Origin of the sequence: Streptomyces sp. NPDC002701, from assembly GCF_042889045.1 — a bacterium.
Classification (GTDB): domain Bacteria; phylum Actinomycetota; class Actinomycetes; order Streptomycetales; family Streptomycetaceae; genus Streptomyces.
On the sequence record NZ_JBIAQL010000002.1, the window covers coordinates 132,428 to 145,488 of the forward strand.

General features: G+C 71.2%; 8 protein-coding genes. 5 read left to right on the forward strand and 3 right to left on the reverse strand.

Annotation, left to right across the window (positions count from 1 at the left end; all coding sequences use genetic code 11):
- Positions 1-60: 60 nt before the first annotated feature.
- The gene (locus ACFYXC_RS05025) at positions 61-1,230 is read left to right on the forward strand and encodes an XdhC family protein (protein WP_389547054.1); all 1,170 of its coding nucleotides are present in this window, start codon (positions 61-63) and stop codon (positions 1,228-1,230) included.
- 18 nt (positions 1,231-1,248) lie between these two features.
- Here the strand turns inward: ACFYXC_RS05025 and ACFYXC_RS05030 are convergent, their stop codons facing one another.
- Positions 1,249-1,908 (reverse strand): TOPRIM nucleotidyl transferase/hydrolase domain-containing protein, encoded by a 660-nt coding sequence (locus ACFYXC_RS05030; protein WP_389547056.1) that lies wholly within the window; start codon positions 1,906-1,908, stop codon positions 1,249-1,251.
- Between the two features lie 386 nt (positions 1,909-2,294).
- On the reverse strand, positions 2,295-2,735 hold the full coding sequence (locus ACFYXC_RS05035) for an SRPBCC family protein (protein ID WP_389547059.1): 441 nt from the start codon (positions 2,733-2,735) through the stop codon (positions 2,295-2,297).
- Between the two features lie 138 nt (positions 2,736-2,873).
- Here ACFYXC_RS05035 and ACFYXC_RS05040 point away from each other — a divergent pair, with 138 nt between their 5' ends.
- From ACFYXC_RS05040 to fxsT, 4 genes are all read left to right on the forward strand, one after another.
- Positions 2,874-3,998, forward strand: coding sequence for a trypsin-like peptidase domain-containing protein (locus tag ACFYXC_RS05040; protein WP_389547062.1), 1,125 nt, complete (start codon positions 2,874-2,876; stop codon positions 3,996-3,998).
- A 20-nt stretch (positions 3,999-4,018) separates the two neighbouring features.
- Positions 4,019-5,569 carry a hypothetical protein gene (locus ACFYXC_RS05045; protein WP_389547065.1) on the forward strand — a complete coding sequence of 517 codons (1,551 nt, stop codon included), beginning with the start codon at positions 4,019-4,021 and terminating at the stop codon, positions 5,567-5,569.
- A gap of 269 nt (positions 5,570-5,838) precedes the next feature.
- Entirely contained in the window at positions 5,839-6,771 is a 933-nt protein-coding gene (locus ACFYXC_RS05050) for an AAA family ATPase (RefSeq protein WP_389547068.1), read from the forward strand.
- On the forward strand, positions 6,768-11,048 hold the full coding sequence (gene fxsT, locus ACFYXC_RS05055) for an FxSxx-COOH system tetratricopeptide repeat protein (RefSeq protein ID WP_389547072.1): 4,281 nt from the start codon (positions 6,768-6,770) through the stop codon (positions 11,046-11,048). Before ACFYXC_RS05050 ends, fxsT begins: the two co-directional genes overlap by 4 nt.
- A 98-nt stretch (positions 11,049-11,146) precedes the next feature.
- Here fxsT and ACFYXC_RS05060 read toward each other — a convergent pair whose 3' ends face one another.
- Entirely contained in the window at positions 11,147-12,970 is a 1,824-nt protein-coding gene (locus tag ACFYXC_RS05060; RefSeq protein WP_389547075.1) for an aKG-HExxH-type peptide beta-hydroxylase, read from the reverse strand.
- Between the last annotated feature and the right edge of the window lie 91 nt (positions 12,971-13,061).

A 13,061-nucleotide genomic window follows, 5' to 3' on the forward strand; every position in this document is an offset into this window, starting at 1 on the left:
GGGCGCGGGGAACGGCGCGACGAGCCACGACGCACCCGCAGGTGAGAGGAGACCGAGAGGATGCTGGACATCGCGGAGGAGCTGCACCGGTGGGCCGAGCGGGGCCGCGACTTCGCCGTGGCCACCGTCGTGGCCGTCGGCGGGAGCGCGCCCCGGCAGCCCGGCGCCGCCCTCGCGGTGGCCGCCGACGGCACAGTGATCGGCTCGGTCTCCGGCGGCTGCGTGGAGGGCGCCGTCTACGACCTGTGCCGACAGGCGCTGGAGGACGGGGAGCCGGCCCTCGAACGCTTCGGCTACAGCGACGAGGACGCCTTCGCGGTGGGCCTGACGTGCGGCGGGACCATCGACATCCTGGTGACCCCGGTGCACGCCGCGTCCACCGCCCGCGAGGTGTTCGCCTCGGCACTGTCCGCCGCGGCCGGCGGGGAGGCGGCGGCGCTGGCGCGCGTCGTCGCCGGCCCGGCTGAACTGCTGGGCCGCGCCCTCCTCGTACGCCCCGACGGCCCGTCCGAGGGCGGCTTCGGCGCGCACCCCGAACTGGACCGCACGGTGGCGCGGGAGGCGCGGGCCTTCCTGGACGCCGGACGCACCGGCACCCTGGAGATCGGGGAGCGGGGCTCCCGGTGCGGAGCACAGCTCACCGTGCTGGTCGAGTCCTCGGTCCCGCCACCCCGGATGATCGTCTTCGGGGCGATCGACTTCGCCGCCGCCCTGGTCCGCGTCGGCACGTTCCTGAACTACCGCGTGACGGTGTGCGACGCGCGCCCCGTCTTCGCGACGGCCGCGCGCTTCCCCGAGGCGGACGAGATCGTCGTCGAATGGCCGCACAGGTACCTGGAGCGCACGGAGGTCGACGCCCGTACGGTCCTGTGCGTGCTGACCCACGACGCCAAGTTCGACGTGCCGCTCCTCCGGCTCGCGCTGCGGCTGCCGGTCGCGTACGTCGGCGCGATGGGTTCCCGGCGCACGCACCTCGACCGCAACGAACGCCTCCGCGAAGTGGGCGTCACCGAAGGGGAACTGGCCCGGCTGCGGTCACCCATCGGGCTGGACCTCGGCGCCCGTACGCCGGAGGAGACCGCCCTCTCCATCGCCGCGGAGATCGTCGCGAACCGGCGGGGCGGAAGCGGGGCGCCGCTGACCGGGGCGCACACGCCGATCCACCACGACGGATCGCCGACGCCGCCCCCGCCCTCGATGGCGACGCACCGCAGCGGATCGGTGGTCTGAGCCGGGCGGCCGGTCGCGTCAGACGTGGGCGAGCAGCCGTTCCAGCGGGGGCGGTGTCCTGTCGAGGTCCAGGCCGGTGACGAGTTCCCGCGCGTACTGGGCCTTGCGGCCGGCATGGGTACCCATGAAGCGGTGGAGGTGCTGCTCCACGGACCAGCCGCGCTGCGCGGGCTGGTTCTGGAAGGTACGGAACGCGCGCATCTCGCCCTGCTCCTCGACGACTTGCTGGATGAGGTCGGCGCCGAGCGAACGGATCAGCTCGTCCTCCAGGTCCGCGTCGCACAGGAAGAAGCCGAGCGATTCGAGGTCGTCCACGGCCAGGTCCGAACCGATCCCGGCCCGCTCCAGCGCGCGCCGGAAGAACCTCTCCTCCGCCACGTCGCACAGGCCGGCCAGCCGTACGTCGAGCCCCTGGGGCCCGCACAGGTCGACGAACCGCCCGACGCTGGTCGCGCCGCCGAGCGGCACGACCGAGACCCCCTCCATGTCGAGGTCCCGCCCGTGCCGGGCGGCCAGCGCCTCGACGGCGACCTGGTCGCTGCCCCCCTCGACGAGCACGACCGTCCGCAGCCCGGCGCCGGCCGCCAGCTCCCGCGCGGCCGCGCCCGCCCCCGATGCCTCCGCGCCGCCGGCCGCCCACTCCACGACCGCCTGCCGGAACCGCCCCATGTCGTTCATACGGCCCAGTCTCGCAACTCCGGGCGGACCCGTTCCACAGGCTTTTGCCCTGGCGTATCGCGGGGCCCCATGGGAACTCATAAGCCCGAGCCGCCGTCCCCCGGTACCGGTCTCGTGACCGTCAGCCGGGCAGGGTGAGGGCGTAGGTGCCCGACCGGGCGAGTGCGCGCACGAGTTCGGGCGCCGCGAAAGCTTCCGCGGGGGCCAGTACGCCCGTCTTCTTGGGTCCCTCCCCGCCCGCGAGCCGCAGCGCGGCGTCGACCGAGACGGCCCGCCAGATGTCCCGGCCCCGGACATCCGCGGTGCGGCCATCGTCGGCGGCCTCGGTGACCTGGACCGCGACGGTGAACTCCGTCTTTGCGGGCTCCGGCTGACGGGCTCAGTTCTCACGGATGTGACAGCAGTCTGTCCACCGCTCGTCCGAACATCCACCGGCCTGCCCGCCTCAGCAGGGGGTCGAAGGTGCGTGGCAGCCCTCGCACCCCCAACTCTTCCCGCCACAGCACCTGTGAGCCGCCGCCCGTCGTCGGCCGTACCTCGATCTCGGCCCATCCGACGACGAGGCCGCCGCGTTTGACGAGCCGGCACAGCCCGGGCGTGCGATCCTGCGGCGGCCGCCATACGACGACCTCCATACGATCGTCGAACGCCACCTGCCCCACCCCGGTACGCGCCACGAACACCGTGCCCGCCCCACGCGGCGGCAGCGTGACGACTCGGATCCGCGTCAACGGCACCACATCGGCATGCCGCTCCCACAGCGTGAGCCGCCGCCACGCTTCATCGGCACTCAGGGCGGCGTCCCGTCGCACATGAAAGAGAGTCACGCGATTGATCGTATGCACTCCTCTCGGTGCAGAGGGCGAGCCGCACGGTGGTCGCCATCCGACGAGTTGGGTATCCCTGTCCTAGGAACTCGGTGTTCGGAGCATCAGTGATCGTTGAGGTCCGGAGGAGGGGGTGCTGTGGGCGAGCTGGACGCGGCGACTGCGGGGCGATTAAGGGTCCGTTCGCCGGACGGTGTCGTCCATGGGGGCGGGCTGCTGCTGACCGGAACAACCGCTGTGACGTGTGCGCATGTCGTGACGACCGCGCTCACGGGCGGCTCCTCGACGGCGGCAGCTTTGCCGGCGGACCCGCCGCGCGGACATGTCCTGGTTGAGCGGCCGGCCGAGTCCGGGCGGCCCGGTGTGTCGGGGACGGCCGAGGTGACCGCCGACGGCTGGTTCACCGGCCCCCTCATCGGCCCTCTCGCAGGCGAGGACCGCACGGATCTGGCCTGTCGCACGGATCTCGCCGTACTGACTCTGGACCGTCCCTTTCCGCACGCTACGCGGACCGCTGTGCCCGGCCGCTGCCCGGCTTCCGACGGCCGAACGCTCAGGGTGTTCGGGTATCCGAAGCAGGCACCCCACGGGATCTGGGTGTCGGCCCGGCTGGTCGGAGCGGGCGGGCCGTGTCCAGTGTGGAGGCAACTGGACGTCGTCGCGGATTCGGGAGTCGTTGTCGAGCAGGGCTTCAGCGGCGCGGGAGTGTGGGACCCGCGATCGGAGCGCATGGTGGGCCTGGTCACTGCCGCGTTCAGTCGTGGCGGGGCCCGGGTCGCGTGGATGCTGCCCCTGGACGTGGCGGCGGAGCAGTGGACCGCCCTGTCCGCGTACTTCGACGTCGAGCCGAGAGTCCGGGGAGCGGTCGACAGCAGTCGGGCCGAGGGGACCGGGGCTTCTCCGGACGGGGCGAGAGCGTGGCCCCGAGCCGTCGTACCGGTGTCACCGCCACCGCTGCCGCCGTCCGTGCCGTCGGTATCGGAGCAGTTCGCCCTGGCGAAGGCACTGGTGGCGATCCCTCAGATCGACGAGGACCACGGGGCCGCCCTGCGGAGCCTGCTGCCCCCGGCGATCCGGCACAACGTCAAGTCGCAGTCCCGGGCCTTTATGCAGGTGGCTGAGATCGTGCGTGCCTGTACCCAACACCGTGACGGCCGCGCGGCGTTGCGGGAAGCGGTCATCCTGCTGGCCCCCGAGTCGGTGTCGGTCGAGGCCGCGTTGCACCTGCTCGACCGTTTGTGGGCCGTGGGTGACGGTGCATGAGCCACACACTTCCACCGAAAGTGGATGGCACGGGTTCATGGGCCCCGTCGAAGATCCTGCTCGACGCGCTGGAGGGCCTGTCGGCGTTCGACGAGATGAGCACCGTACGGACCTGCGTCGGCGTGGTGGAGCAGTTGCTGGGCGTACGGATGCACCTTCCGGAGAGCCCGCGCCGCCGTACGTACCTCATGACCCTGTTGTCCGCGGTGTCGGAGCACCGGAACGGATGGCAAGCTCTTGGCAGCGCCGTCGATCTCGTGGAGGGTGACACCTTTTCGGCCCAGCGTGTGCGCACCGCGATCGCGGTGACGGAGGTGCCGCTCTTCCCGTCTGCGGAATGGGCGGAGCTGATGAATCTCCTGAGCGGACTGCAGATCCCTGAACTCCCCTGGCTCTACCAGGAGGTCATGGCCTACCGCGGCGAGCCGCCGCTGCCTGCACACTGTGCCGAACCGTGGCTGGCGGTGCTGCACGCGGCGACGTTCAACGCCCGCCCAGGTGAACCATTGCCCTGTGTCCAACTCGTCGCCAGGCTCGCCCGTCATGTCAAGGGCCCGCAGGCGGACGGGCTTGCTTCCTGGGCGGCCGCGCACGGCACAGCGGCCCCCGCCAGCGTGTCGCCCACCGCGCAGCGGAGCGAGCCCTCCGCGCTCGGCACGCCTCCCCCGGTGGGCTCCACAGCTTCGGCCGCCCCTCCCGCGCCGCCCGTACAGACCCAGCCCAACGGTGCGGACGCGCCGTACGTCTGGCGGCCGGGCGCCGGTCTGTTGGTGCGGGTGAAACCGTTGCCCGACCCGGACCACGACAAGGAGCGCCTGCTGTCGCACTGGTGGCAGCTCGGCCCGTTCCCTGCCCGTCCGGTCCGCGGTGAGGACCGGCGCATTGACCTGAGACGGCTGTCCGAGCGGGTCACGGCCCTGGTGGAGGAGGCCGAGACGGGCTGGGCGTATTTCTACAAGGACGACCTCACGCTGGAGTTCTTCCTGCCCCGGGAGCTGCTGGGGCTACCGGTCGAGAGCTGGACCAAGCGTCCCCTGCTCGGCGCGAACGGTGTGCTCGGCGAGGACCACCCCGTCCTGCTGCGCAGTCTGGACCGGATGGAGCGCCCGGACACTCACGGACGATGGGCGAAACGATGGGATCACCTCGCCCGGGGAGAGGAGGGGCGTGCACACTGGTTTCCGGAGGACGGACGAGCGCGGTTGCTGATGGATCCGCTGCCCGCCCTCGTCGTGCTCAGTTCTCCGCCCCGTCGCCGTGGGGAGCAGGAGAAGGAGTTCGACGAGCTCGGAGAGTGCCTGCGCGTCGGTGTGCCTGTGGTGATCTGGGACCGCAGGGAAGGACACGATCCAGTCTTCCGTCGGGATCTCGCCGACCTGCTGGCGCGAAGAGGTGCCACGGACCTGCCGGACGCCGTCAGGGAGTTGCGCATCCTGGCCCGGGACGACGACTCTGAGAGGGCCTCGTCACTGATCGGTCGCCATCTGGCGCTGCTCTGGGACGACCCCTACCGGCTCCCCGAGGATCCGAGGGGCACGGCCACTCCCGAGGCTGACCGAGGGGAGTCGTAATGCGACCGGAGAGCGAGACCGCGACCGGAAACGGAGGGACGCTTCCCCCTTCACGCACGAGCACCGATCCACCCGGACCCGAAGCACAGGCCGCTCGTGCGCATGCTCGCCCGGCTGCCGACGCCGGCCCGCCCGCCTGGTGGATCTACCAGGGCACGGGGGAGCCGCTGCGGGAGGGGACGCTGTTACGGCGGCTGCCGCCACCGCCCCAGTGGCGGATGTTTACGGGCGGACCGGAGACACCCGCTCCGCCGGAAGACGAGGAAGAGGTGCTCCGCCGATTGGGGCGGGTCCACCCGGTGGGTGCGAGGTCCGAACAACTGCGGCACGAGGCCGACATGGTGAACGCCGCGCTCTATCTGCGGCGGCCGCTCCTGGTGACGGGGCGGCCGGGCACGGGCAAGTCGGCTCTGGCCTACCGCATCAGCCGGGAGCTGGGACTCGGCCGGGTGTTGCGCTGGCACATCACAAGTCGCAGCACGCTCCGCTCGGGCCTCTACGAGTACGACGCGATCGGCCGAGTGCAGGATGCCGCAGCCGCGCGGGCCGTGTCCGGAACCCCGGCGGGGGAGCCGGCGGCGAATACGGACGGGGCGGGCGGCGCCGAGGTCGGGGACTACCTCCAACTGGGTCCGCTGGGTACCGCACTGCTGCCCTACGCCGCTCCCAGAGTGCTGCTGATCGACGAGATCGACAAGAGCGACCTAGATCTGGCCAACGACCTCCTCAGCGTCTTCGAGGAGGGCAGGTATGCCATACCCGAACTGGTGCGGCTGCGCCGGCGCCATCCACGCACCGTGGTGCTGACAGACGATCCCGACGGCAGTGTCACGATCGAGGAGGGACTCGTCAGATGCCGTGCGTTCCCCGTCGTCGTCGTGACGAGCAACGGCGAGAGGGAGTTTCCCCCCGCCTTCCTCCGGCGGTGCCTGCGGCTCCATATGCCCGAACCCGACCACGAACGTCTCGCCGACATGGTGGCCGCGCACTTCGTGGACGAGGAGACACGGGGCGTCGACTCCCTCGGCCTGCTGGAGCAGTTCGTCCGGCGCAGCCGTGAGCGCGGGGGGCTGGCCGCGGACCAGTTGCTGAACTCCGCGTACCTCAGCCTGCACGCCCTGGACGGCTGTTCGCTCGACGGGGTGGTCGACGCGCTCTGGCACCGGCTGGACGGTGAACTTCCCGATGCGGGTATGCCATGACCGACGGGCCCTACTGGTGGGAGGTCGCGGACGCGCTCTATCTGGCCGCCTGTCGCGAGGACGCCGCGGACGCGGATTCCGGCCGGACCCGGATAGCGGACCAGGTTCCGCCGCCGGAGCGGGACCTGCCCCCGCTGCCGGGGCCGCCCGCTGCACCGGACCAGGGCACAGCCGTGGGGCAGGGACCGGCGCGTGCCGCACAGCGGCGGGTGGAGGTGTCCCTGGCGGCACTTTCGGCCGCACGGGGAACCCGTGCGGGAGGTGGGGGGAGCCCCCACGCCGACGTCTCTCTCGGTCTGACGAACTCGCTCGGCCTGGAACGAGCGCTGCGGCCACTCCAGTTGTCGGTCTCGTCGCCCTACGCCGTGAAGCTGGACGAGGAGGCGACCGCGGAACGGGCCGCCACCGATGGGCTGTGGCTGCCGCAGACGCGCTCGGAGCCGGAACCGCTTCTGGAACTGCTGCTGGTGGTCGACGAGGGACCCACCATGGCCTTGTGGCAGGACTCGGCGCTGCGGATCCGGAAGATGTTGGAGCACACGGCGGCCTTCCGGATCGTTCGGACGGCGTCCCGGGCAGTCGGCACCGCCGCCTCGTTGCCGTCGACCGGCCCGAACCGCCTGCTGCTCGTACTCACCGACGCCGCGAGCCCCGCCTGGCGCACCGGGCAGGCGGCCGCCCAACTGCACGAGTGGTCCCGGATCGGCCCGACGGCGGTCATTCACCTGCTGCCCCAGCATCTCTGGGAGCTGACACTTCCGAGCACCACCCGGGCTGGCCTGCGCGTGGCCGCCAGAGGAGCGCCCAACGTCGCCTACCGGGTGGAGACACTGCTGTCGCCCCACGACTTGGACCGCGGCCCGGCGGAGTCCTCTCTCCCGCCGACCGGTGCGAACGGATCGGTGGTGCCGGTGCCCGTGGTGGAGTTGAGGGCCGGTCCGCTCGCCCGGTGGGCCGACTTCGTAGCCGCTACGGGCGGCGACCGGAGACACGATCTCGCGGTGCTGTTGACCACGGCCGACGGGGATCTGCTGGCCCTGCCTCCCCAGGACGGCGCACCGGCCATACCTGCCGCGGCCGAGGACTCGGCCCAGGAGAGCGTGGCCCGCTTCCGCTCCGCCGCGTCCCCCACGGCGTTCACCCTGGCCCGCCGGCTGGCCGCGGCCCCGCTGAACCTGCCCGTCATGCGCATGGTCCAGCGGACCGTCTCCTCGGCACAGCCGTGGAACCTGTCCGAGATCATGCTCGCTGGCCTGATCCACCGGATCGACTCCGCCACGGACGCGGAGGACCCGTACCAGGTCTGCTTCGACTTCGTCCCCGGCACTAGGGAGGAACTCCTGGCACTGGGGAGCCGTGCCGAAACCCTTGCGGTCCTGCGACAGGTCGAACAGCACGTGGGTCCCGGTCTGGACGCTCGCTGGGACGGCGGAGCGGCCCTCGTCGCGTCGGACACCCATGCGGGCACGCCACCGCTGACCCAGCAGACGCGCCGTTTCCTGCCTTCGCTGCACTCCGCTCTCACCGCACTGTCCGGCCCTTTCCTGGCCCGGGCCGACGAGGTAGGGAGCCTACTGAGCCGGTCGGCACCCGACACACAGGGCCCGCAGCTGTCGGCCTTCGACGCCGAGCCGCAGGCCACGCCGCGGCCGGCCGAGGAGACTCCCGCCGTGCGGGACCGGCCCGACCCCTCGCGGCAACCGGCACTCCGGTCGCCCGGCGCACCCGGGATCCCCTCAACAGGAGGCAACGTGACCCTCGGCCAGTCTCCCTCCACCGGTAGGCGTCCACCACAGGATGCCTCCCGGCTGTGGGGCAACGTGCCCCAGCGCAACCGCAACTTCACAGGCAGGGAGGACCTGTTGGAGCTGCTCGCGGAGCGGCTGAGGACCGGCATCGCCGCGGTGCTGCCCGAAGCGCTGCACGGCATGGGGGGAGTTGGCAAGTCTCAGATAGCGGTCGAGTACCTGTACCGCCACAGCCGCGACTACTCGCTCGTGTGGTGGATCCCCGCAGAACAGCACAACCAGGTCATCCAGTCACTGATCGAGCTGGGCGACCGCATGGGCCTCAAGGCCGGCTCCGACGTCAGCGCGGTCCGTACCGTACTCGAAGCGCTGCGCACCGGTGTTCCCTACCGGAACTGGATTCTGGTCTTCGACAACGCGGAGAATCCACGCGAGATCCGCCGGTACTTCCCGACGGACGGGCCCGGCCGCATCCTGGTCACCTCTCGCAACGCCCAGTGGTCCAGCCTCGCGAGTTCCCTGGAGGTCAACGTGTTCGCCCGGGAGGAGAGCATCGCCCTCCTCAGGCGGCGGAGCCCCGACATCCCGGACGTTCCGGCCGACCAGCTGGCCACCGCGCTGGGGGATCTGCCCCTCGCGGTCGAACAGGCGGCGGTCTGGCTCGCGGAGACCGGGATGCCGGCTCACCAGTACCTCGAACTTTTCGAGCGGAAGTGGACCGAGCTCCTCCAGTCGGATCCTCCCCCCGACTACGAGATGCCGGTCGCCGCGGCCTGGAACGTCTCGCTGGAGCGCCTCCAGGAAGACCACCTGGATGCTCTCAACCTGCTCCAGGTATGCGCGTTCTTCGCCCCCGAACCCATTTCCTGGGACCTGTTCTCGGCCGTTCGCGGTGTGTCCGTCCCCGAGGACCTCCAGGCCACGCTGGAGGACCCGGTGAAGCTGGCGAGGGCGGTACGGGAGATCGGCCGGTACGCCCTGGCCCGCATAGACCACCGGCAGAGCACGATCCAGCTGCACCGGCTCGTCCAGCGGGTCCTGGTCGACCAGATGGGTCCCGACGAACAGAAGAACATGCGTCACGCCGCCCACCAACTCCTCGTGCACGCGGATCCCAGGAACCCGCAGCGCATTCCGCACTGGTCCAGGTACTCCGATCTGCTGCCCCATGTGCAGGTGTCGAACGCGGTCGAATGCGGCGACCCGTGGACACGGCGGCTGGTCCTCAACGAACTGCGCTTCCTGGTCGCCCGGGGGGACTTCAGCGGAGCCCAGAGCTTCTCCGAGAGGGCCAGGGCGTGCTGGACCGACAGGCTGGGACAGGAGCACGCCGACGTGCTTGCCGCCGACCAGGTCCGTGCGGAGGCCCTGCGCTGTCGGGGCCGGTACACCGATTCCTACGACCTGCAGAAGGACCTGGTGGACCGCTTCACCCGGGTCCACGGCGAGCACCACGAGGACACCCAACTGGCCTTGAGCCTGCTGGGAATCCATCTGCGGCTGCGGGGTGACTTCTACGGTGCCCGTGAGCTCGACGAGAGGACCTACAGCACGTCCCTGCGGGTCTTTGGGCCCGATGAACCCAATACCCTCCAGGCGGCCCACAACTACGCGGTGAGCCTGCGGCTGGCGGGCGACGTCCAGGCCGCGCTGCAACTGGACGAGGAGACCTGGCGGCGCCGGGTGGAGGTCATCGGGGAGGACCACGTCTACTCGCTCGGCACGCTCAGCGCGTACTACCTCGATCTGCAGGAACTCGGGCGCTACGCGGACTGCTTGGAAGGCCACGAACACCTGGCGGCCCGGGCCCGGGACTCGTTGGGGGACGAGCACCCGCTGACCGTGATGATCAGTGCGGAGCTCTCGGCGACCCGGCGCAAGGCGGGGGACCACGAGGGCGCGTACCAGTTGACCTCACAGCTGAGGGAGATCGCCGAGCGCCGTCTGTCCCCCGACAACCGTGACGCGCTGCGGGTCAATCTGGTCCATGCCACCGATCTCCGTCAGGTCGGGCAGTTGCAGGCGGCCCGGGCCCTGGGCACCGATGTGATGGATCGGCACATCAGGAAGTTCGGAGAACAGCATCCGCACACCTATGCGACGTTCCTCAACCTCGCGGTCACACTGCGCCTGCTGGGAGAGGTGGAACAGGCGCTGGAACTGGACCAGAAGGCGCTGGACGGCCTCAGCGCCGTGCTGAGCCCCGATCATCCGCGTACGCTGCTGGCCCGTATGAACCTCGCAAGTGACTTGTTCGCCCTGGGCAACTCCACGAAGGCCGAGCGGATCGACCGGGAGGCGGTACCGGAGGCCTCCCGCGTCTACGGACCCGACCATCCGGCCTCCCTTGCCGTGCAGTTGAACCACGCCGCGGACCTCAAGGCCACGGGCGACATCTCGGCCGGCCGTGAACTGCATGACAAGACGCTGGAGAAGTACCGCAAGCAACTGGGCGCGGACCATCCGGCGACCCGCGACGCGAAGCGCGGCATCCGGGCCAACATCGACATCGATCTCGTCGCCCTGTAGCGGCGACGCGCAAAGAGTGGGTGCGACGTGCAAAGAGGGTGGGGCTGCCCGCCGAACCCCGGTGGTCTGCCCCTAACCGACTCCCAGCCGCGGTCCGGTCAGCCGCGGTCCGGTCCGCCGGACGAGCCTGCACCGAGCAGTGTGCCGCTGTCCGCGAGCCATCCGGCCAGGGCCAGCGGATCAGGTTCGTCGGTGCCGGAGCCGGTCAGGGCCCGACGGAGGCACGTCACCAGTTCGGGCCGCTCCAGCAGCAGACGGGCTGCCGGGGGCCGCTCGGACTCCTCCCACGTGGCAGCCCAGCCGACCCACGCCTCGGAGTCCTCGGGGCGTCGGGCGATCCGGTCGCGGAACCACCGCTCGGCCTCGGCGGATTCACCGGTGATGACATCCATGACCGCGGCGGTCTCGCCACGGGCGAGCCTGCGGTCTTCGGCGAACACCTCGGGGCGGCTGAGGAAGAGCCGGGAGAGCGCTCCGCGTGAGTCCGGCCGCACCAACTCCGGCCGGGGGCGCGGGAGCAGACGGACCGGGCCCGCGGGTACCTTGCCGGAGCGCCAGGCGTCGGCCAGCAGCCGACCGGTCACGTCGTCCGGGGCGAGATGCCGCAGCCGCCACATCGCCCGACGTCCGGCGCAGACGCGTCGCGCCAGTCTGGCCGGCAGATCGGGCACCCTTTCGTCCTGCCAGCTGTCCACCACATCGGCCAGGGCCGCGACGAAGGTCTCGCCCGGCGGGGTCAGCCGCCCGGCGGAGGCGAGCGTACGAGTCCCCTCCCTGACTTGTTCCCTAAGCACGGCGAACTCGAAGTGGGCGAGGGTGGCCTCTCGTTCGCCGGCGGCCTCCCGGCGGTGGGTACGCCAGAAGTCGGCCACGCCAGCGAAGGCGAAGGTGCCGTGGAGCAGCCCTAGGGCAGGTCGTGGGTCGCTGCGCCATGGGGCAAAAAATACCGGTTCGTCGGCCTGCCCGTCGTTGTCCGGGCCCTCGGCCCCGGCCGGGGCCGGGGCCGAGACCAGAGGCACCATGGCGAGCAGAGCGTTCAGCTGCTGATGCCGTGACTCGTGAGCGAGTGCGGCGGCGGCCTGCGTACGGTCGGGCGGCAGGGACAGGGCCACCGCCCCGAAAGCGTCCTGGCTCGAAGCGCTGGCCACGGCCATCGGGTCGGTGGAAGGAGTCGGTAGCGGAACGACACTGGTGACAAGGGTGGTGAACGCCTGATGTGCCTGTGGGTGCGAGCGCTCCAGGAGGTCCGTGGCGTCGGCCAGCCGCCTCCGCCAGGTGTCGGACGCCCCTACCACGGAAGCCGCGGGCAGGAGCACCGAGCCGAAGTCGCGGTAGGGGGTGACGGCGTCCAGGTGCAGGGGGCGGGTGGTGGTCGACGCCGTCCGCAGGTCGAGGAGGGGCTGCCATCGCCGGACCGGACCGGTGCCGCGCCAGGTCATCTCGGCTGTGGCTCCCGCGCCGTAAAGCACGATGCCGTCGACCGACACCTGCGCTTCGGCGACGCCCCAGGGGTCGTCGTCCACCGGGCCCGCCACGCCCAGCGACGGCAGCCAGACGTGGCCTCTCGTGGTCGGCAGCCGGAGCGTCGCCGGGCCACTGCCGGCGCGGACGGCGAGGGCGGCGGCCAGGCAGTGAAACTGTCCGATTTCCACCCAGAGAGGCGACCCGTTCGCGCCCCGGACGTCCTGGGTGTCCCTGTCGGCCGGCTCGGACGCGAGTCTGTCGCCCAGGCGGCGCAGTAAGCGGGTGGCCCACGTCCTGACGAACGGATCCGCGACGGTCGCCTCCACCGAGCTCGGGGACCGCCGCTGAGCCTCGACCGCCATCGTCCATGCCGCCGAGGGCGGGGCCAGGGAACCGAGAGTCTCCGGCGGCAGCTGCTCCACGCGTTCGAGCAGTGAGCGCAGCAGCAGCAGTAGCATGCTCCGCTCCGCGGATTCCAGGCGTTTCAGCCCCGCCGCGCCCGGGGCCCCCGACGCAATGGCCTGGAGTAAGGACGTGGACACGTCATAC

Excerpts from the sequence above, each read along its gene's own strand:
- ACFYXC_RS05025 (WP_389547054.1), top strand. The coding sequence starts at position 61 with ATGCTGGACATCGCGGAGGAGCTGCACCGGTGGGCCGAGCGGGGCCGC.
- ACFYXC_RS05030 (WP_389547056.1), bottom strand. The coding sequence starts at position 1,908 with ATGAACGACATGGGGCGGTTCCGGCAGGCGGTCGTGGAGTGGGCGGCC.
- fxsT (WP_389547072.1), top strand. The coding sequence starts at position 6,768 with ATGACCGACGGGCCCTACTGGTGGGAGGTCGCGGACGCGCTCTATCTG.
- ACFYXC_RS05060 (WP_389547075.1), bottom strand. The coding sequence starts at position 12,970 with ATGCTACTGCTGCTGCTGCGCTCACTGCTCGAACGCGTGGAGCAGCTG.